At 55.0% G+C, this 18,908-nt stretch carries 21 protein-coding genes; 1 reads left to right on the top strand and 20 read right to left on the bottom strand.

Annotation, left to right across the window (positions count from 1 at the left end; translation table 11 throughout):
• Window positions 1-223 precede the first annotated feature (223 nt).
• Complete coding sequence (locus FKW31_RS07820; protein ID WP_150178218.1) at window positions 224-1,066, top strand: ArdC family protein; 843 nt, start codon at window positions 224-226, stop codon at window positions 1,064-1,066.
• Between the two features lie 111 nt (window positions 1,067-1,177).
• Here the strand turns inward: FKW31_RS07820 and FKW31_RS07815 are convergent, their stop codons facing one another.
• The 20 genes from FKW31_RS07815 to FKW31_RS07720 form a co-directional block, all read right to left on the bottom strand.
• Window positions 1,178-1,549 carry a hypothetical protein gene (locus FKW31_RS07815; protein ID WP_150178217.1) on the bottom strand — a complete coding sequence of 124 codons (372 nt, stop codon included), beginning with the start codon at window positions 1,547-1,549 and terminating at the stop codon, window positions 1,178-1,180.
• 5 nt (window positions 1,550-1,554) lie between these two features.
• Window positions 1,555-2,430, bottom strand: coding sequence for a hypothetical protein (locus FKW31_RS07810; RefSeq protein WP_139018853.1), 876 nt, complete (start codon window positions 2,428-2,430; stop codon window positions 1,555-1,557).
• Window positions 2,387-4,894, bottom strand: coding sequence for a hypothetical protein (locus FKW31_RS07805; protein WP_006115527.1), 2,508 nt, complete (start codon window positions 4,892-4,894; stop codon window positions 2,387-2,389). Before FKW31_RS07805 ends, FKW31_RS07810 begins: the two co-directional genes overlap by 44 nt.
• Window positions 4,891-5,208, bottom strand: a complete 318-nt coding sequence (locus FKW31_RS07800; RefSeq protein WP_035353526.1) for a hypothetical protein — start codon at window positions 5,206-5,208, stop codon at window positions 4,891-4,893. Before FKW31_RS07800 ends, FKW31_RS07805 begins: the two co-directional genes overlap by 4 nt.
• On the bottom strand, window positions 5,205-6,290 hold the full coding sequence (locus FKW31_RS07795) for a hypothetical protein (RefSeq protein ID WP_006115528.1): 1,086 nt from the start codon (window positions 6,288-6,290) through the stop codon (window positions 5,205-5,207). Before FKW31_RS07795 ends, FKW31_RS07800 begins: the two co-directional genes overlap by 4 nt.
• Entirely contained in the window at window positions 6,290-6,844 is a 555-nt protein-coding gene (locus tag FKW31_RS07790; protein WP_050793096.1) for a putative phage tail protein, read from the bottom strand. The genes FKW31_RS07795 and FKW31_RS07790 overlap by 1 nt, the downstream gene beginning before the upstream one ends.
• On the bottom strand, window positions 6,841-7,914 hold the full coding sequence (locus tag FKW31_RS07785; protein ID WP_035353523.1) for a baseplate J/gp47 family protein: 1,074 nt from the start codon (window positions 7,912-7,914) through the stop codon (window positions 6,841-6,843). The genes FKW31_RS07790 and FKW31_RS07785 overlap by 4 nt, the downstream gene beginning before the upstream one ends.
• Window positions 7,914-8,366: a phage GP46 family protein gene (locus FKW31_RS07780; RefSeq protein WP_050793097.1), complete on the bottom strand. Its 453-nt coding sequence runs from the start codon at window positions 8,364-8,366 to the stop codon at window positions 7,914-7,916. Before FKW31_RS07780 ends, FKW31_RS07785 begins: the two co-directional genes overlap by 1 nt.
• Window positions 8,367-8,450: 84 nt before the next feature.
• A complete protein-coding gene (locus tag FKW31_RS07775; RefSeq protein ID WP_006115531.1) occupies window positions 8,451-9,023 on the bottom strand; it encodes a phage baseplate assembly protein V in 573 nt (190 codons plus the stop codon).
• Window positions 9,020-10,381: a phage baseplate assembly protein gene (locus FKW31_RS07770; RefSeq protein WP_035353519.1), complete on the bottom strand. Its 1,362-nt coding sequence runs from the start codon at window positions 10,379-10,381 to the stop codon at window positions 9,020-9,022. Before FKW31_RS07770 ends, FKW31_RS07775 begins: the two co-directional genes overlap by 4 nt.
• Window positions 10,378-11,790: a DNA circularization N-terminal domain-containing protein gene (locus tag FKW31_RS07765; RefSeq protein ID WP_006115533.1), complete on the bottom strand. Its 1,413-nt coding sequence runs from the start codon at window positions 11,788-11,790 to the stop codon at window positions 10,378-10,380. Before FKW31_RS07765 ends, FKW31_RS07770 begins: the two co-directional genes overlap by 4 nt.
• Entirely contained in the window at window positions 11,787-13,979 is a 2,193-nt protein-coding gene (locus FKW31_RS07760) for a phage tail tape measure protein (RefSeq protein ID WP_006115534.1), read from the bottom strand. The genes FKW31_RS07765 and FKW31_RS07760 overlap by 4 nt, the downstream gene beginning before the upstream one ends.
• 118 nt (window positions 13,980-14,097) lie before the next feature.
• Window positions 14,098-14,463, bottom strand: coding sequence for a hypothetical protein (locus FKW31_RS07755; RefSeq protein ID WP_035353516.1), 366 nt, complete (start codon window positions 14,461-14,463; stop codon window positions 14,098-14,100).
• Complete coding sequence (locus FKW31_RS07750) at window positions 14,460-14,819, bottom strand: phage tail tube protein (RefSeq protein WP_006115535.1); 360 nt, start codon at window positions 14,817-14,819, stop codon at window positions 14,460-14,462. Before FKW31_RS07750 ends, FKW31_RS07755 begins: the two co-directional genes overlap by 4 nt.
• A gap of 2 nt (window positions 14,820-14,821) precedes the next feature.
• Window positions 14,822-16,309, bottom strand: coding sequence for a phage tail sheath subtilisin-like domain-containing protein (locus FKW31_RS07745; protein ID WP_006115536.1), 1,488 nt, complete (start codon window positions 16,307-16,309; stop codon window positions 14,822-14,824).
• Window positions 16,306-16,515 (bottom strand): hypothetical protein, encoded by a 210-nt coding sequence (locus FKW31_RS07740; protein WP_035353513.1) that lies wholly within the window; start codon window positions 16,513-16,515, stop codon window positions 16,306-16,308. The genes FKW31_RS07745 and FKW31_RS07740 overlap by 4 nt, the downstream gene beginning before the upstream one ends.
• Window positions 16,512-17,141: a hypothetical protein gene (locus FKW31_RS07735; protein ID WP_035353510.1), complete on the bottom strand. Its 630-nt coding sequence runs from the start codon at window positions 17,139-17,141 to the stop codon at window positions 16,512-16,514. The genes FKW31_RS07740 and FKW31_RS07735 overlap by 4 nt, the downstream gene beginning before the upstream one ends.
• Window positions 17,135-17,557 (bottom strand): gp436 family protein, encoded by a 423-nt coding sequence (locus FKW31_RS07730; RefSeq protein ID WP_006115537.1) that lies wholly within the window; start codon window positions 17,555-17,557, stop codon window positions 17,135-17,137. Before FKW31_RS07730 ends, FKW31_RS07735 begins: the two co-directional genes overlap by 7 nt.
• On the bottom strand, window positions 17,557-17,952 hold the full coding sequence (locus FKW31_RS07725; RefSeq protein ID WP_006115538.1) for a hypothetical protein: 396 nt from the start codon (window positions 17,950-17,952) through the stop codon (window positions 17,557-17,559). The genes FKW31_RS07730 and FKW31_RS07725 overlap by 1 nt, the downstream gene beginning before the upstream one ends.
• Before the next feature lie 2 nt (window positions 17,953-17,954).
• Window positions 17,955-18,905, bottom strand: a complete 951-nt coding sequence (locus FKW31_RS07720) for a Mu-like prophage major head subunit gpT family protein (protein ID WP_006115539.1) — start codon at window positions 18,903-18,905, stop codon at window positions 17,955-17,957.
• Between the last annotated feature and the right edge of the window lie 3 nt (window positions 18,906-18,908).

Genomic DNA, 18,908 nt, shown 5'->3' with positions numbered 1-18,908 from the left:
CGTCAATATTCCAGATCGGGCTCCTGTGGGATGACTGAATTCTACAAAATGACCCGAAATTGCCTCAAGTGTGAGAAATCCGCGTCGAACTCGCAGGTTTGTTCGTGGGGGTCATTCTCCTTGTTATGACGATCGCTGTTCTGATTTGCGGTCCCGATTTTGTGCTGCCCCATAAACTGACCTTTGCGGGTCTGGGCTAAGTCTCAAAAGAGAGGAACTCATCATGACCAAACATGAACGTGTCGATCTCTATCAGGATGTGACCAACCGCATCGTGGAGCAGTTGGAAAATGGAGTGGCGCCATGGGTGCAGCCCTGGTCTAATACTGCTTCAGGTCCGTCGCTCCCGCTCAATGTCACCACAGGTCGTCGATATAGTGGCATCAACGTACTGCTTTTGTGGGGAACAGTACAGATGCGCGGTTTTACCTCTCAGAGATGGCTGACGTTTAATCAGGCGCGCAAAGTTGGTGGCAATGTCAGGAAGGGTGAAAAAGGCACGACTGTTTTCTATGCGGACAGATTTGTGCCCGGTGGTCAGGATGCAGGTGAGGACGCGCGTGCCATTCCCTTTTTGAAGCGCTTTACGGTTTTCAACATTGACCAGTGTGAGAACCTGCCCGAAGAAATGGCAGGATCAGTCGCGCCGCTACCGGAGCGCGTGATCGTCCCTCATGCAGAAGCGCTGCTGCAGGCCACAGGTGCGGACATCCGGATTGGTGGAGACAAGGCATTTTATGCCCCGGATCCAGACTATATCCATCTTCCCCCACAGAATGCCTATTATGAGCAAATTAACTGGTACCGCACGGCCTTTCACGAAACTGCGCATTGGAGCGGCCATAAGAACCGTCTGGACCGTGACCTGTCAGGGCGGTTCGGTTCACACAAATACATGGCAGAGGAGATCGTGGCTGAACTGACGGCAGCATTTGTTCTTGCCGAATTGAACATCACGCCAACAGTTCGACATGCCGATTACATTGGAAGTTGGATTGCCATGTTGAAGGATGAAAAGCGTGCGGTTTTTGCTGCGGCCCGTCTCGCATCACAGGCAGCGGTGTAGCGGGCCGCATAATTTGGAACTGCCAGCCAGATAATTTGGAACCCAAAAAATACCGTCTTAGGCTCGACGTGCGCGCCTATTAATGCCTCTTAAAGAGGTCTTAATAGGCCTCTAACAATCAGTGACAGGCTGAGATACCTCTGCCGGAAATGGATACGGCGGCAGCGGCCTGAACTGCCGTAGCGGTCGTCCAGCCGCAGCATCCAAATCATGGACGATCAACCGCACTGCAATTGCCTCCGCATAGACGTCCTGAACTGCTTCAGCGAGCGTCCACTCCCTACGCCTTAGCGTATCCAGCGCTGCAGCTTGAGCGTGATCGCGCTCTGCGAGAGCTTCCGCCAGATCCAGTGCTTGTTGCCCGGCATCCAGCTTGTCGCGTCGGGCCTGGGCACGGAAGCGTGCCAGACTGCCGCACCATCCTGCTACCAAACCGCCCGCTCCCTGCACGAGGCCACCGTACGAATGCCACAGATCAACCAAGCCAATCACCCGACTACAACACCTCTGTTCAGCATAAAACGCCGAATATTTGCAGCCATCGACTGCACTTCAGGCTGCGTCATCGCTCGATTTGACCCGCACCAAAACGACAATTGCGCACCCAGGCACGGGCCGTTCCCGATATCAGCATCGTACGATCCACCCACCACGAGATTTGACGTTGCTACGTTATAGCCTGTCCCCATCGGGCCAGCAGATAACGCCTGGCTGGGAGCATTTGTGAGATCATAAAACGTCACCGTCTTGGTCGCCACAGACTGCACCAACGCCACCAAAATTGGGGCAGTCCCAATCGGAACAGGTATAGACGGGTTAAAAATTTGGTGGAGGGTGCTGAACCCAGAATAAACGCCCTGAGAGAAACCCTGCCAATTAAATGTGTCAGCTGATTGTGCATTGGCCTGCACCACAACGCCAGACAAGCTCGTCCCGCCCAGAATATTGCCGAACGGGATCACTCCCAGCATCCCAGCCACCACCGGATTGCCTTGGCCTGTTGCCGCTGTGGCTGCATTGAAAAAATCAGGCACCACAACTGCAAACGCGGTAAAATCGCCAGAACCGGGTAAATTACTGATAATCGCAGATTTAGTATTGTTTACGATAATACTGTTTGCGCGCACGATAATATCTGCTGCGCCCGTAACAGTTGGCGCTTTTGCACCTGCTGCCTGATTTATCAAGCCATCTGTAACGCTACCAGATCCAGTGCGATCTCCGAACACATACCAATCAGTAATCGTAGCGTCAGATGCAGGCACAAACTCCAGAGACCGCGCGAACGACGTATTTGCGAGAGAAATTTTCAGGCCCATATCAGGCTCCATAATGGGGGAAAGGGTTGCGGATACAGGTGCCATGCTGGGGGCGTGACGCAACAGACAACAGCTTCGGGGGAGACCACGCACCAGTCAAAACATCGGGCCATTTCCCAACGGCATCGCTGTAACTAATGCCGTTGCCCTGTGCATCTAGGTAAACACGCAGCATCGTGTTGCCGTCGGCATCATCACCGAGATACAACGCACTCGGCCCTTCCACTCCGCTACCCCAGCCTGCCCAGTTGCCAGAGGTCTGCACCGTGTACGGGCCAGTCGGGCTGGTGGCTGTGGCGATCTGGATTTGACGCGCGGCTTCATCCTTGAAAAACAGTACCCACTGCCCCTTGATGCACAGCGGGAAACTGTCGATAACCTGCGGATATCCAGCTAGCGTGATGAGCTGCGGCACCGACCACGAAATTAACAAATCATCCAGCGGATGCATCTCGTAAACCTGGCTGCCGCCTGTCCCGATTATACAATGCACCACCAGCCGCAATTGGCCGTCCGCAGGGTCATGGTACCATTCCGGTGCCCACGTTTGATGTGCCGACACGCCATTTAGCGCACACTGCACGTCTGTCACAAAATCCCAGTGCCGACCGTCCGTAGACTGCCAGACTGAAAACCTGTCTTGATAACCCGCGGCGAACGAACTCGCAGTGCACGCCAACACAAACCGGCCGCCATGATACGTGATACTGGCGTCTCGCATTGTGTGTTCGGCATCAAACAGCATTTCCGTTGGCACATGCTGCCACGCCACGCCGTCGTCTGACGACAACATCACCAGGCCCTCAATACCGCCCGCCTCGTTTCCGGCCTGCGTCGTCTGGAACGCGCTATAAAGAAAGCGCCCAAATACCGGCTGCAGACTGTGTTTGGACTGCAGCGCACGCACCACGTCATCGTATTCTCGGCCCGTCAGAACACGATCCCACACCAGCAGTTCAGCCAGATCGCCAACGAAAAAATCAGTGAGAATGCCTGATGCTGAATATGATGCACCAATCAGACCGCCGCTACCACCACACACTAATGGTGTTGCCGTAAGCGCCCGCGCAACGGGCGTTGCGTGCGTCAAACCCACAGCCGCCGCAATGGTGTCTCCGTCATACGTCGCGCCGAGTATCTGCCAGTGCCCCAACGCTGCATTAAGCCTACCCGCGAACCCACTCACAGACGCAGACGTGCCAACCTGCAGCCCTTGCGCCCGGGCATACGCTCCGGGCACTCCCATTGGAATATACCCCCGCAACGACCACGCTGGGGTGCCAGCAGTAGCGCTATCGCTCCCCATAATGACCGGCTGCGCAGAGGCAGTCGAAACCGTATTGCGATAGACTGCAATAATAGTGCCCGGCGTAAATGGCAGCGCATGCGAGAGCGCTGACGTGCCGTCAAACCGCACGGCATATCCGGCTGCTGTCGCAAACCGCACAGGCGTGCCCGTTTTGACAGTAACCTGCCACGGGCTGGCAACACGGCTAGACCACGATTGCACCACACCACTGTCGTCAGTAACAACACCCACAGCAGCGTCCAGCCATAGCGCAGGCGCGTGCTGTGCAATCCGTTGCTCGTAGTCCGGCGCGTCCAGATCCACGTAGGAACCGTCAGATCCCACTAACCGCAGTGCTGACGGCTGGGAGGTATCAGCATCCAATGCGCTGCCGTCACACAGCCCCAACCCCAGCACATGCAGTGCTCCATCCTGCGCAACCTGCAGCGCAACATTGCCAGCCGCATCCCGGATCTGGAAAGGCAGCGCGGCGTCTGCCGATATTTCATGACTACCCACCAGGACAGATCGCAGCGCGTAGAGAGACTGTGCCACTGCCACCCATGAGGCACGAGCAAAATACTGCCAGTGGCCGTTAGTAAACCAGATACCGTCACCAACATTCCATGCTGCCGCACCGTCTACAGACGTTGTGCCGGCCACCGCCACCAGATACAGATCTCCCTCATTCCCCACACCACTATCCAGTTGGGGGCTATTTTTTGCGGCGTCCCAATATCCGCAATAAACTAACGGGGCGTCCCCATTCAGGGCCGCAGTCAGCATCACTTTAACCGCAGCGGCATCAGACGTAACGCCAGCAACCGCATTGGTTGCAGACGCCAGCAGCGGCACAGCCTGATCTGCAGCAGTTTTTGCATCAGCAGCATGCTGCTCTGCCACAACTGCAGATTTATCAGACTCAGCCGCAGCACCTTGAGACGTTACAGCTGACGACGCGGCTGCAACCACATTGGCTTCCAGATCATTGATATTTGTCCCGATATTTGCAGCCGCCTGCATTGCTGCCAGCTGCACAACCGCATCCAGAGACAAGGTGATCAGTTCGTCGTCGGTTTTGGTGATGAGCAGTTGCCCCTGGTCATCAACCCGGACATCTGCAATCCCGACACCAGGAGTGCCGGGCGTACCGGGCGCACTCCCAGCAATCAGGACATTAACCGGCCCGTTACTCTGCGCCTGATCCACACCAATACTCATTGTGTCACCCTATCCACGATTGCAATCGTGACCGTTCCTGTTTGTACAATTGTGCCGTCCAGTTTGCTGATACGCACATCCGTGCGCAGCATTCCTAATGGCCAGCCGGACGTGTCGCCCGGATAACTCAGTGTGTATGTGCCGGGCTGATCCGGAACAGCCGCAGGCACCAGTGGCGCAATCAGCGCGTTCTGGCTGTCCCTAAGTTCCGCAGCAATTACCGCGCCACCCAGATCAATCGGCGCGCCCTGCGCGTCCTGATTGATGCACGTCACCAAAAATGTAGTGCCGCGCTTGAACACAAAATCGCTCATGACGGGTAACCGAATGATGTTACAGTTACTTCACCGCCCTGCGCCCATGCGCCATTAGTCGGATATTTTGCCCATAGCCGGGCCTGCGTATTATTTTCGACTACAGCAGACACAGCATACACATTTGCTCCTGTGTCACAGGCTGTCACAAATGAATGCGTTTTCCATCCCGATGGAATATCAACAAGCCAACCTGCTTCTGGGCAGGGGCTTGGTATGGGTGCAGAAAAAACTTGGCAATGCATCCCCTCTGGCAACGGCAACTCTGATTTCAGAGCACAGTTGTTGATCTGGTTTTGTAGGCTGGCATCTGCCTCTTCGCGAGCATTCGCCTCAGATATAACAGCGTTTACTCGCGCCTGCGTTTCAGCCTGCACGTCAGCGTTCCATGCCAACGCCGCGATCTGCGTATTGCCAGAATATGCAAAATATGCGCGCCCATCTTCTGGATTAACACAGATAGATGTCCCTGAAATCGCGCCCGTGATACCGGGATTGGTGTTTGCAACAACCCCGTCAAGATCAGCAGCCTTTAAAAACTTATTTCCATTCTGGTCATAGATGTAACCATCACCACGAAAATAGAAATTTTCTTGCGTGCCATCAAATGCCGTAAACTGCAGGAGTGCGCCTACTCTGTAATCGCCCCCTTTGCCGTTTACGTCTGCCACAGATAACGAAACCGCCATCTTGCCGTAGCCGCACGCCGTTATCCCATCAGACCATACATAATCGCCAACCTGAATAGCTCCACCAGCTCCAGATCCACCAGACATCACGCGTGCATTGCCAGCGATAATCCAACCATCAGAGGTTACCCACGCTGCGGTATCACCGCTTTTGAGGAAATAACCTTCTTCAGATCCTGACATGATCTTGTTAATAGCTTTAAATACTTGCGTCAGATCATCGGCATCAGGCGTCAAACCTGCGCCTGTAATGAGATTCATGAGCTCTTCTTGCACCGCTGTGCGATCTGCCGCGATCAGCGATGTGCCTGCAATTCCGTTCGGCTTGTCGCGATCCTGATAAACGCGCTTTCCATCAACGGTGATATATCCAGCGGCTTTCGTCCTATCCATCAGGCTGCCTCATCTGCGTATTCAAATACAATTTCTGTTTCCGCCTGTTTGTTGCGCAATATCGGGCATTCCAGACCGGTGTTGCGGTTGGGCAGCGTAATCACGACAACAGCCAGATCAGCTGGCGTGCTGCACACAGCAGCAGCGCAAACCGCATCATCACCATCGCAGACATAGGGTTCGATCTCGGTGATCGTGATGTGATATCCGGCTGCGGCTGCCAGTTGCTGATAGTAGGCGAGCGACTGGCCGCCAGATGCAATCCAGCGCTGGAACGCCAGTTGCTGGCGCTGCGCAATCGTCAGCACGCCTTGGTCACGTCCGCACGGATCTGGACCTAAAACAGCCTCATAATCAGCCAGCAATTTTGTCGCGTTTTGCGGGCTGATTTCCAGAGCCAGAGATTCAATATCCCCCTCAATCTGCGCCAATGTTGCGCAGAACGGCAGCAGCAATTTGGCTAGGTTCCCATCAGCGCTGCGGTTCCATGGTGCACCAGGCGGAATGAAATCGCTCAGCCACTCAGCACGGATGTCATCAGCCGTCCTGCTCATGATGCGGTCTGCCACGTTACCGTGCCTAGAACGGCCAGTTCATTGTTCGGCAGCGTTTCGTCAGCAGTCGGGTTCAGCAGGTCATTGCTGTTGCCATTGATAGTGCTGATGATCGCATCTAGTTCTTCGCGATAGATGCGCCCGCCAATACCTTTGCCGGGATAATACACTGTCAGCTGAGCGGTAATCTGATCACGCGCATCAACCGTGTCTGGGTCTAGCTGGATCGTCACGTCACGTGTGACAATCTGCGCCGCAACCACATACGCGTTCCCACGCACAGGCCGCACACTGTCAATATAGGCCTGTATTTGTTGCACCTGGGCATCCGTGGCCGCAACAGGTCCGTTCATAGCTACAACAATGCCAACAGTGCCTGCACCCAGCCAGCCCGGCACTACGTTCACGTATGCTGCACCGGCTTCCTGAGCCCATTTCTGGTAATCGGCAACTGTGCCGCCACCATCGGGGTTGCGAATATTGGCGATAATACGTGCACGCCACGCCTCTACGGGCTCAATCGCAGCACCGCCCGCAATCCCTTGCGGATCTACAATGGCAGACGTCACGCCAGCCACAGGCGTTACAAGGGTCAGTTCCGTCCCTCCGGCCAGATTTCCAGATGTGCCGGTAGCACTCGCCCGCACGGGCGCAGATACAGTTGCACCTGCAGCAATGCTCGTGGCAGTTGTGACCAGCCACTGAATTGCGCCATCAGAAACCAACGCTGTATCAATGGGCAGCGTCACTGCTGAACTGGCCGTTACCAGCACGTTGCCAATAGCGGCCGTTGCCGCCTTGCGCGGTGTGCTCCACATTTCGGCATGCTGCGGCAACAGGCCGTTTTCCGTTGCTGTGGTGACCAGCAATTCCAGACAATAATCCCGCTGCCACGCATAAACCTCACGCATAGCCAGCGCCCACACAGCACCCAGAACCTGCTCTAATGTGGCAGGCGCATTTGGGTCCAGACGTACAATCGTGCCGTCATCGGCAACAAACTGCTGCGCCAGCATCGCGGATGCCAGACGTTGAACCAGCTGCTTGGTTGTGGGAATTGCTAAGGGCATTACGCAGTGCCCACTTGGCGGGTGACAGACAAAGCCCCAACAGAGCATGTCACGGCAATACCACCAGTCCCTGCAAAGGCTGCACTGGTGGCAATTTCAACATTCCAGAAGGATGCAATGCTGTCAGTTGCTTCAGCCGCGTAGGACGCAGCATGCAGTCGATCAACGTCTGACATTTTGCCGCGAGACAGAAGCCAGCTTCTGCTGCCCAGTCGCACGCCATCTTCCAGCAAAATATCGCCAATCCATCCGCGCCGGGCCAGAATTCCCTGACTCTGGCCCGGCAGTAATGGCAGATCTGTAGGCAATACGTCATCCGTTGCCGCGCGCCTGTCTGAACACAGGGCAATCAGCATGGAGGTGCCCAAGGTACGATCAACCGCGAGCGTGCCCCGGCCTGCGCCGGATGGCTGAATAACAACATCCAGCTTGCCGGTCGCATCGGTCTTCATTTTCAGGGTTGTCGGGGCACTGCTCTGCATGCCGCTGATTATAAATCAAGACGAAAGCATGCATTACCAAGCATGTTTTCGACATCAGGTTGGCGCTGAGGTAGGAGATCCCGGTTCGCCGCTGGTATGCGTGTGGTCTTTCAGGCTGACTGCATCAGCCACAACATCTTTCTTGCCTGTCACAGTGCCACCAGATGTGACGTCACCTGATACGGACAGATCGCCCTGCACGGAAGCCCCATCTTGGGTGACTGTCAAAACAGTCTGTCCGGCAACGCGCACCAACATTTGTTGGGCAGCATCTACCATCACAATCTTACCGCCTTGCAGGAAAATCTTCTGGCCGACGCTGTCATACAGCACTGTTTCGCCTTCAGCCAGATTACCCATACGGGCTTTTTCAGGATTGGACGGAGGCAAGGCAATAGGGTCGCTATGGTCTCCGCCTGCGTGCAACATGACTGTAATGGCACCATCATGCGGAACATGGCTGGCCAAGCCGTAAATTTGATAAACGGGCACCTGTGTGCGTGTGCGCCCCACATGGGTATCAACCGTTAGCGTCTGGTTCGCGCCACTGTCATCCAGATCACGGACAACACCGCGCACAAACAGATTGCGCACCCCCATAAACAGACTTTGCAGCATGCGGCTCATTTGGCGCTCGCATTTATCAGGCCGCTGCGGCGCGTGCCTTTTTTCACGCGGTCAGCATCACCTGTCAGATCATACGTGTCAGGTGGCACAACGCTAATGCGCGTGGTGTATCCTTCCTGATCTGCCACGTAGGTTACAGCCGCAATCAACATGTCCTGATCTAATCCGGCATACGGGTCTTTCACATAAACCAGCGCGTTAGGCAGCCACAAATCACCATTCGCGCCTGCATATCCCTTCACTGTGTAAACCCGCATTGTGCCGTGCGCACGTGTTGTGCGCATGCGCCAATCGGCCTGATCCTGCACCGTCCACGGCGTTGCATCCGTGCGCGGTTTCCGTGCCTTACGTGACGGCCGACGTGTGCTTCCATGATAGGCGGCAGCAACCGGACCCGGATCTGCTGTCAGCCCTGAAGCACTGCTGTCCAATTGTATTTCAGGTGCTGTTTGCGCTGCAACAGATCCTCCAGATTGTGTGGCAGCCTGAAAAACGACAGGACGGTAGCGCCGCATGGATGGATCTATGGCATGCCCCAAACACAGCACGGCACGTGCTTCATTGTGCGTTGCAGTAGGCTGTGCTGGCGCCGTGCCATTATCATCGGACAAAGGGGATGCTGTTGCATCCAGAGCAGCTTTTTTGGGCCTTAAAAGGCTCTTAAAAGCCCCTTTAACAAAGATGTCGGAATAATGCTGCCGCACATCAATGTTGAAATCCAAACGGGTAATATTAACACCGACCCGCAAATCTTCAGGCGCGCGTGTTGTTCCTGCCTTGGTCAGTTTCAGGCCGCCTATGCCATCAGAAACAACTAAAACACCGCGCTGACGGCTCAGCTTCTCAATGGTGCTCATGGCCGGTTCCGATGGCTCAACGGCAACCAGAGTGAACGGTGCGCCTGGGTCAATATCGCTGGAAACGGCAATCCCAAATGGCTTTACCAAATTGCCGACAACTGTTGTCAGATCAATCTGTCTGTATTCACCTGGTCCCAATGGGGCTGCACAGCAGTCCACCAGATCCCCAACAACGTCACGGCCCGAAAATATCATGCCTTCGTCATCGCCGCCGCCGTTGTCAGAAATCGCGCCCTGAATATTGTCAACATAGCCACGCAGGACAGTCTGCCCCGACACTTTTATGAGAACCTCATCATTCTCCCGAATACGCGCAAATTCAGGCACGTCTCCGCCAAATGCTTCATACAGGCGTTCTGTATCCAGATATCGGATACGGAAGGCACCGGCGATATCTGCCAGATCCCGACCGACCTCACAGGCTGTCCAGTCGTGCAGCGTCACGCCGTTGACCTGAACCGTCATCAGGCGGGTTTTTGTTGTTACCGAAACTGTCATGCCACGTCCGTTGGCTGCAGCACCTGCACGGTGCCCGGTCCGCACAATGCTGGGTGAGAGAGCTGATTGCGCACAATCAGATCAGCCCACACATCCTCCACTTCCTCCGGGTTTTCACCGGCAATCGCATACGCAACCAACCAGGCGCTCATCTGCCGCGAAACAGGAACATTCAGAACTGCAGGCAGACGGCCAAGACGTTCCGAAATATCGGCCGTGATTGCTGCCTTGGCATCCTGCAGGGCTGCCAGAAGCCCACTGGTTGGAATGCTGGCACCAGTGGTTGCATCCAGCGCTTCAATATTGTCGGCCAGTGTATCCAGAGCAGCCAGTAACGTATTACGCCAGGACAACGCATCCTCTTGGCTCGTGTAATCAATGCCAGAAGCCACAGCCACAGCCTGCGTCACGGTGAAAACCTGTGACGCCAGAGACAGAGAGAGCACAGCAGCCGGAGACGCCCCTTGAGCGGCGGCACTTTGGCCTGCACTTTGCAACTGATCACTGCCTGATAACAGTAACGAGGCTGTGGTGCGCGGATCTAGGGCATCATTCTGCGTTCCGCTCACTTCCTCGGCCGGAGCAATGGCGGCCGTGGCATCGGGAGAGGCCGCCGCGACTAATGCGGCCGGAACACCTACCAGCAAATCCGAAACCTGATCAGCAAACGTGGTGTCTGTGTTTGAAACAGGAACCGTCACGCCTGTGCTTAACGCATTCAATGGGGTTGCTGCTGCACTCTGCACATTCAGCTGTGCGGTAGATCCGGTCAAACCATCCCACACCCCATGCGCCTGATTGATTGTGCTACTCACAGCACTCACCAGAGCCAGTGGCAGCGTTAATGGTGACAGCACATTCCGCACCGTTAAAACCGCCTGATCCACCAGCGCATCCGCCTGTGTCAGAACATTGGTCAGCGTATCCGTAATGCTGCTGAATAGCCCCTTATCTGCGGTAACTTGGGGCGCACGCACGAAAATGGCTTCAAACGTGGCAACACGGAGGGAACGGTCAGAAAATGAAACCGTGCCAGGCTGCAACAGCTTACATTGCAGAACACCCCACCATGGATGCACCAATGTGCCAGTTCCGGCCGTCATCAGAGCGGCACGCATCCGCTTGGCGCGAATAACGTAATCATCTCCAACAATAATGCCCTGCACACGGATTGGCCCGTCAAATGCGCCAAAATCCTGTGTGCGAAAATCATCACGGCCAGGAAACCAGATCTGCACAATCCGGCGACCTGCCTGATCCTGCGAATTCGGCATGAAAAATGTCACACCGCGCCAGCTGGCCGTAGCCAGAGCAGATCCGATCAGGCCAGCACCCAAACTACCTACCAGGCCAAGCTGACTACCAAGGGAACCAGCACCAAGCCCTGCCATACTCAATGCACTGCTCATGGATTGTTCACCATGCGCCCTCGGTCAGGCGCGATGCTGACAGATCCACGCGGCCCCGATGTCTGGCGTACAGCCAATCCCGGATCATGCGTCACGTGCAGCCCAAACTGCGCACCGCTGCCCGCAGGCATTCCGGCCGGAACTGGAGATGGTGCGCTTGGATGCGCCAGCCAGGAATCCATGGCATGCCCAATTTTAGTAGAGGCAAACCACTCGTCCATGGCGTGCAGCGGCTGCATCAAGATGTGGCCAAGCCACTGCGCCCATCCGCTGATCCAGTTTCCCAGACTGGTCAGCATGGGTTTGATTTTATCCCAGTTTTTCCAGGCTAGATAACCCACGGTCACGGCTGCTGTTACGGCCGCAATAGCAATGCCAACTGGCCCCAAACCCGCAACAACGCCAACACCCAAACGCCCGATCCACATCAACAAACTGCCCAAGCGTGCAAACGGCATCTTTATGATGCTCACGCCTAGTCGGGCTAAACGCGACAGCCAGCCAGCAGTCAACGCATCCACCAATGTAAAACCCGCCTTCAGCGGAATCATTACAGCACCCAGAGCACCCAATGCAGCAGTCAATCCCAACACTGCACCCACACCGGTTACCATCGCTGTAGCCGCTCCATGCACGTGCTTGTCTAACCAGACAAATGTATTGGATATAAGATGCAGAGCTTTTGTCCCGACATTAAGAACAGGAACAAACGCTGTGCCAATCTGACGTTCAACCTGCCCCAGAGCATCTTCAAATGCCTGCACCCGGATCAATGTTGACTGCAGGCCAGTATCATAGTCTTTGGTAATCATCTCTGGTGAGGTTTGACCAATTTTTGTTTTGATAGATTCATATTGGTCAAAGTGCTTTAGGAGCGCAGATGCCGCACCAATATCTTGCTCGTTACCAAATAGATCGGCAACTGCCCTTAATCGGGTCGTTTTATTGGCGATTTTCTGAATGGAACCCAGAACATCTTCTAATGGATTAGTACCTGCCTTTTCTGCATTCTCAATCACCCCAATCATATCCACGCCGTATTTTGAAAACCGATGCTGGGCATGTTTTGAGGTGAGGGTTGTCATAAACTGATTGAGATAAGCAGTTGCTTGCCCTTCTGATCCCGTACTTTTCCGAATAACAGCCAACATTCCAGCAAGGCCGGAAAGACCTTCTGTCCCGTGCACACCAAGCCGACCAGCTTGGGCCGCCACAACAGGAAAGAGCGGTGCCAATTGCTCCATTGGTAATGCAGCTTCTTTCCCAACACGCGCAACTTCAGCTAATCCTTTGGGTAATGTTTTTTCATCAATTCCTAAGTTTTCCTGAAGGGCGAATGCCGTCTTTGCCACTGCTTCAGGAGCCGCATTATATGCAGTGGATATTTTAGCAACTGTTGGTGTGAAACTCATAATCCGATCAAGCGAATACCCTTCCATACTGAAGAAAGATGCCGCTTTCACTAGATCTGTGCTACGTTGGCCCGTTTGTTGAGCTATTTTGTTTATGCGCTGGCCAAGATCATGTGCGAATACGACATTATCTTGGCCAGTCTTGCCTAATGTGATCCCGATATGCGTCAGATCGTTGTCGTATTCAGCCGCAGCGTGCACGGGTGCCAATACACCAAACCCGGCTGCTGCTGCGCCAAATGCGCTGCCCAGGCCTTGCTGAACAGCATCGTGAAATCCCTGTCCGGCGCTTTTCACTCCGCCAGCATAACTGCCAGCGCCAGAACGCACGCGCGATACGGCAGCCTGCAGGCGCTCCATGGCAGTTACGCCCTGCGTTGCAGCCGCTTCGGCTTCCATGCCGATTTTACCAATGCCGGTTGTGGCCGTCACAGCAGACGCGCCAGTTTCGTTCAGCGCTTCGTTCAGTCCTGTCACGCCCTCGGTTGCAGCCTCAGCAGCACCTGTTGTGCGTGTCAGTGTTTCGTTAAGAGCTGTTGCGCTTTCAGTTACCGCTTCCGTGGCTCCCGTCGTGCGCGTCAGCGTTTCATTCAAACGCTGTGTTGCCTGGGTGGCGCGTGCAACGGGCTGGGTGAATTCGTCAAATGGGTTTGCTGCCCGCTGCATACGCGCCAGCGTTTCATCAATGCGGGATAAAACAGCCTCAACACGCTGCAATGGTTCAGCAGAACCAACTGCAAAATCAAGTTGAAACTTGGCGCGTAGATCAGATGACATCAGTTCCTCTGGGCTTGCTCAATGGCTTGCCTCTGCCGTTCACACAGCCCCTGCAGCGACACACTCCAGAAAGCGATATCGCGCGGCCGCATCTCCAAGATTTCAGCCGCGCTCAGTCTTAATTCGCGGATGAGGCCTGCGAGGATGATGTTCCACTCGTCTGGCCATTGTCCAAAAAAGTGCCTGCAACCTCAGCCAGCAGCAGATAATCAGATGCCGTCACGTTATTGACGAACGCATCGCCCATGGGGCCAGACAACTGCATGGATGCCAAAATCATGGCTTCAGTGCGCGAGCCTTCGCCTTTGGCATTCAGCATCGCCACCATGTCTTTCCCCTTCAGGGGCATCATCGTGACAATGGTCACTGGCGCGCCGTCAGTAGTAAGCTGCACAGGTGTTGACAGCTGAACACTGACAGCACCCGTGCCATCAGTGCTTTTCGTAACGGCAGGATTGGAGAACACGTCTGTTTTATCGGTCATTTTACGATCTCTGAATATGTTGAGAAATTCCACGTGACAGGGCATTTGCCGCCATCATCTGTCATTGTGGGCGCATCTGTGATGAACGCATCCGGGCTCACCCATGTCTGCCCGGTATCAGCTTTGAATTGCAGCTCGCCTTCATCGCCTGGGCTGAACGTCGCCAATGACTGGCCTTTCAGAAGCAATGTTGTGGCTTTTACTTCACCGGCCTGAAATTCCTGGCTACGGTGCGCCGTCATTCCGGCTACCTGTGTCACGTTGCGGACACCGGAAAGCCGAAGGGAACTGCCTTTCTGGCAATCGTATTTCTGGCCATTCCACCAGACGGCAACAATACCTACGGACTGGGCCATTCTTACACCTGCAATTCAATGGAGCTGGCGAGTACAATCAGGCTACCAATCACTTTGATCGGCAGCTGGCAGTTCACGCGGTCTCGGTCTGTCGCGTCGCGCTCAAAAACAGCATGGGCACCAAGCGCGTCCGCATCTTCAATCCAGCCTGCGGCCTCATACAGCTTCGTCTGGCCAACCCATGATCCCAGCAAACTGGATGGCGTCACAACATTCGCGCCCGCGACATTCACCAGCACAGATCCATCATCTGCCAGTTTTGCGCGTGGGTAGGTTTCTGTAACGTAGGTATTCCATTCATACCGCACACGGCTGGCCGTTTTCGGAACCATGATATCCAGCCACGCCGTAGTAGGCACGCCTGCATCATCCGTCTGGCGTGTTGTCACCACACGTTCCAGCACAACGCGACCGTCCTGCGTCACGTTGAATGTGCTCATACCTTTGCTCAGCAGCACATTGCGCATGTCATCATCAAACAGATCCGCATCATCTGGCGCCATGCCAGCCAATGCCGTCAGCTCCAGTGTGCGCAGCTGGCGGGCAGGATCGGTGTTCAGTGCGGCAGATGCAACGGCACACAAAGACGCAGCTGCTGACCACGGAGAGAACCGGGCATTGGCTGCGGGTAAAACAGACATGAACTCACAGTTCAGGCTGGCTGCCAGTGTTAGTGCTTCGCCATACGTTGCACGCACGCCAACGTAAACATGCGCATCTAGCTTTGCCATCGCGCCAAACCGGCGGCGGCTTTCTGTTGCCAGTTCAGTCAGGGTGTTTCCGTCATTCGGCAGACACGCAATGTCGGTGTACCAAGTGTTGCTGACCGCAGCGAGCGCACCGGAAATATCTACTTCACCTGCGCCTGCGGCAGTTTGTGCAACAGTCAGGTTCATACCTGCAACGCCATCGCCATATTGCGTGCTCACCCGCACATCAATATCGCTGACCCACGCGCCCTTATCGACAGATGTCAGGCTCAGAACGCCAGATGTGGCGTCTGCCTTTGCTTCCACGCCAGTGGAAACCACCAGATCATCTGTCCACGCGGCAGCCAGAGCTGCCCCAACATCAGCGGCTTTCATGCCACTGGTCACAGTAGCGGCAATGCGTAGGCCAGATACATACAACGCCACTGTGCCAGAACCCGTTGCCGTTCCCTCTGGCGTTACAGTCCATGTGGCTGCAGCTCCTCCCGCTGGCGCTGCAACCATGATCAGATCCGCCAGCGTGTAGGGTGCGTCTGCGGCAAATGCAGCAACCATCTGTGCCGTTGCAGATCCTGCACCCGCCAGTGCCTGCGCCTGTGCTGCGCCGATGTTAGGGTAAACCGTCAGCGGTTTTCCGGTGCCAGACGTGCCAACCACCCCAATCAGCAAAACACGTAAGGGCATCGCCGTCAGGGCTGTTCCTGATGTTTTGACAACAACCTGCGCATACGCACCAGGCACGCGCCAGCCGGTTGGCACCTGCGCTACATCAATGCTCATTTTGGAGATGCCTCCTTAGTCGCGGAGACAGCCACAGGCTTTGTCTCGGTCACAGGTTTGGCATCAACACGCACGATATCGCCAAAACGCAGCAGGCGTGCCCAGAACGGATCACGCTCGTTTACGCTGAACACACCCGCAGGACATTTCCTCCCACGCGCATCCAGCACCGTGCGGCCCTTTGGCACGGCTACTTTTACAGTCATTTTTGGTCTCTCACATTCAGAACGGCATCTGGCTCAGCCTGACCGTTCACCTGGGATTTCTCTGCCAATTGCAGAAAATCATTCAGTCCATCCAGCATGGCCGCATCAGAACCGGCATCAAAACCCACATCTGGAAACACGATGTTCAGAGCCACCAGGGCCATGCGTTCTTCCAGCCAGTCCGCTGTGGGCGGCAATTCAGCAACCTGCATTTCGGCAGTGCCAACACCGTCTAGCGTCCAGCCATCCAGCATTGCCGCCGCCATGGACATAACACCGGCAACGCCCATGCCACGCAGCTGGCCGCTGCCAAGCATCAACGCTTCAGGTGTGTTGTGCTGCAGGGCAATAAATACCGGAAATGTCAGATCGCCACGGAAAAACCCCGAACTCAGACGGGAAGAGCGCTTCCATGATGCAAATGACACCGCCACCAAGGGGCTGGTTTTCAAAACCGCATCCCACATTTTCTTGCCCGCATTTGGCGCAATGATGTGATGTGTGAAAATCTTTTCCTGAAAGGCAATTTTAAGCCTGTCTGAAAGAGCTTTCAGCACAAATGCAATCGGGCCGCCATTCAGCAGAAAGTCTGGATATTGGTTATCTGACAGCTGTCGCGTTACCATAGCTTGTTTGCCCTTATGGAGCACGGGCGCGCAGCCACACGTGACCACGTGTTTGAACTATCGTTCACAGCAGTTACGTCCAGTGTGGCGCGGCCCGCACCAATATCCGCCAACCATTGCAGGGAATCCTTGCGGCCAATCCTGATTTTATCGGATGGATCGACTGCTTCTCCCTGACACAGCTCGTAGCGTGCCAATGCGCACACAGCGCGAACAAGAGAGAGCTGACGCGGCCGAATTGGTAACGCATACCGGCGCTGGAGATAGCTATCCGCAACAGCAGACGCTTCTTCCAGAGCACGGTTGATACGTTCCACATCCATGCTGCCGCGTTCGCGGTCCAGCGTAGCTGTGGCATCGCACAGTTCCTGCTGGCCGAAACGGTCAATCATGTCCTGAATGGTGGCGTAGGCCATCAGGAAACTTCCACGATTTCCAGCAGCGGTTCACTCCGCATTGCGTTCAGCTGCTTTTCGGTCAGTTTGCGCTTCGGGTAAACGGCTACCGATGGATGCTCGATACCGGCACGCCGGAAGCCGGGATCACGGCACACCACAATAATTTCCCCTGGGCGAACAACACAGCGGTGCCCATTGGAGGTCACACAAACTGCGTGCTCAAAGGTTTCCACCGCTTCTTCAAGCGCCTCTTCACGCAGATCCGTAGTCTGTTCTGCCCCTTCTTCAGGAACTGACGAGGAAAGATCAGAAATCTGTTCCTGAACTTCCTTATTTACCAGATCCTGCAATGCGTGATCCTGCTCAGGAGACGAAGCATCAGTCGCAGGTTTGCGATTTGGAGAACGTGCCATGTTTATGCTCCATTACCACCGTTCAAGCGCGGCGCTACAACCGGCGTCACAATGTCCTCAGCCGGGTTGGAACCCGGCAACCATGTCTTGCCATCGGGAGCCAGCACTGGAACCATGCCGCCCTTCACCACAGCATTCGCCTGACGCCTAAGAGTGGATGGCACAAACAAATGTGTTGGCTGAATGCCATAAGGCTCACCATCCACGCGGCGTTGGAGCGCCATGGCCGCAATAGCATCAGAAAGACTTTCAACCGTCAGGGGACGGATGGAACGATAGGCAAATTGATACATGCCGCAGCCTGCGGCACACCGGCCGTCAATGCCCCACACGAATTCCTTTTCGCTGAAAACATTTCCGTCTGTGAGCTGTGTCTTGGGCGTAATCGTGAACGGCCGGCGGTTCTGGTAAATGATCGGCTTCAGAGGATCATCACATTTGAACAGATACCATGCAGGCCCGGCGGTTTCGCCTTCCTGCGGGATAGCATTGTTTGAATAGGATGTTTCCTTGCCATTCTCATCATAAGTGGTGTGATCAGCATCAAAGAAATACTGACCGTCCATGCACTTTGTGGTCGTACCACTGTTGATGATCCCATATGCCAGCTTATCCGGCATGATGGCAGCCTCTTTACCCAGCTGAGCAAGAACAGGCTTGTAGATCCCGAACTGATCATCTTCCAGATCGTCCCGGTCAATTGCCAACGTATTTTCATATGTCTCGTTGACGACAGAAAACGCACCTGCCTTGAGACGATTGATGACGCGCGAACCAACCCATTTCCGCATGCCAGGAAATTCAGCCAGACGCGGATAGAAATTCGCGCCAGATTTGGACGGCACGTTCATGACAAACGGCCCGCTGGTGGGCGTCGCCACCTGAAGGAACTTATTAAATTCAGTTCTGATCTCAGTGGTCAGACCCTGAATATTTGGAGAATTGATTTCCATACT

It is taken from the genome of Acetobacter sp. DmW_136, from assembly GCF_008690365.1.
GTDB lineage: Bacteria > Pseudomonadota > Alphaproteobacteria > Acetobacterales > Acetobacteraceae > Acetobacter > Acetobacter oryzifermentans.
This window is presented reverse-complemented; position numbering and strand designations above follow the sequence as displayed.

Coding starts and splice junctions, on each gene's coding strand:
- FKW31_RS07820 (WP_150178218.1), top strand. CDS start 224: ATGACCAAACATGAACGTGTCGATCTCTATCAGGATGTGACCAACCGC.
- FKW31_RS07810 (WP_139018853.1), bottom strand. CDS start 2,430: ATGGCACCTGTATCCGCAACCCTTTCCCCCATTATGGAGCCTGATATG.
- FKW31_RS07805 (WP_006115527.1), bottom strand. CDS start 4,894: ATGAGTATTGGTGTGGATCAGGCGCAGAGTAACGGGCCGGTTAATGTC.
- FKW31_RS07800 (WP_035353526.1), bottom strand. CDS start 5,208: ATGAGCGATTTTGTGTTCAAGCGCGGCACTACATTTTTGGTGACGTGC.
- FKW31_RS07795 (WP_006115528.1), bottom strand. CDS start 6,290: ATGGATAGGACGAAAGCCGCTGGATATATCACCGTTGATGGAAAGCGC.
- FKW31_RS07790 (WP_050793096.1), bottom strand. CDS start 6,844: ATGAGCAGGACGGCTGATGACATCCGTGCTGAGTGGCTGAGCGATTTC.
- FKW31_RS07785 (WP_035353523.1), bottom strand. CDS start 7,914: ATGCCCTTAGCAATTCCCACAACCAAGCAGCTGGTTCAACGTCTGGCA.
- FKW31_RS07780 (WP_050793097.1), bottom strand. CDS start 8,366: ATGAAGACCGATGCGACCGGCAAGCTGGATGTTGTTATTCAGCCATCC.
- FKW31_RS07775 (WP_006115531.1), bottom strand. CDS start 9,023: ATGAGCCGCATGCTGCAAAGTCTGTTTATGGGGGTGCGCAATCTGTTT.
- FKW31_RS07770 (WP_035353519.1), bottom strand. CDS start 10,381: ATGACAGTTTCGGTAACAACAAAAACCCGCCTGATGACGGTTCAGGTC.
- FKW31_RS07765 (WP_006115533.1), bottom strand. CDS start 11,790: ATGAGCAGTGCATTGAGTATGGCAGGGCTTGGTGCTGGTTCCCTTGGT.
- FKW31_RS07760 (WP_006115534.1), bottom strand. CDS start 13,979: ATGTCATCTGATCTACGCGCCAAGTTTCAACTTGATTTTGCAGTTGGT.
- FKW31_RS07755 (WP_035353516.1), bottom strand. CDS start 14,463: ATGACCGATAAAACAGACGTGTTCTCCAATCCTGCCGTTACGAAAAGC.
- FKW31_RS07750 (WP_006115535.1), bottom strand. CDS start 14,819: ATGGCCCAGTCCGTAGGTATTGTTGCCGTCTGGTGGAATGGCCAGAAA.
- FKW31_RS07745 (WP_006115536.1), bottom strand. CDS start 16,309: ATGAGCATTGATGTAGCGCAGGTGCCAACCGGCTGGCGCGTGCCTGGT.
- FKW31_RS07740 (WP_035353513.1), bottom strand. CDS start 16,515: ATGACTGTAAAAGTAGCCGTGCCAAAGGGCCGCACGGTGCTGGATGCG.
- FKW31_RS07735 (WP_035353510.1), bottom strand. CDS start 17,141: ATGGTAACGCGACAGCTGTCAGATAACCAATATCCAGACTTTCTGCTG.
- FKW31_RS07730 (WP_006115537.1), bottom strand. CDS start 17,557: ATGGCCTACGCCACCATTCAGGACATGATTGACCGTTTCGGCCAGCAG.
- FKW31_RS07725 (WP_006115538.1), bottom strand. CDS start 17,952: ATGGCACGTTCTCCAAATCGCAAACCTGCGACTGATGCTTCGTCTCCT.
- FKW31_RS07720 (WP_006115539.1), bottom strand. CDS start 18,905: ATGGAAATCAATTCTCCAAATATTCAGGGTCTGACCACTGAGATCAGA.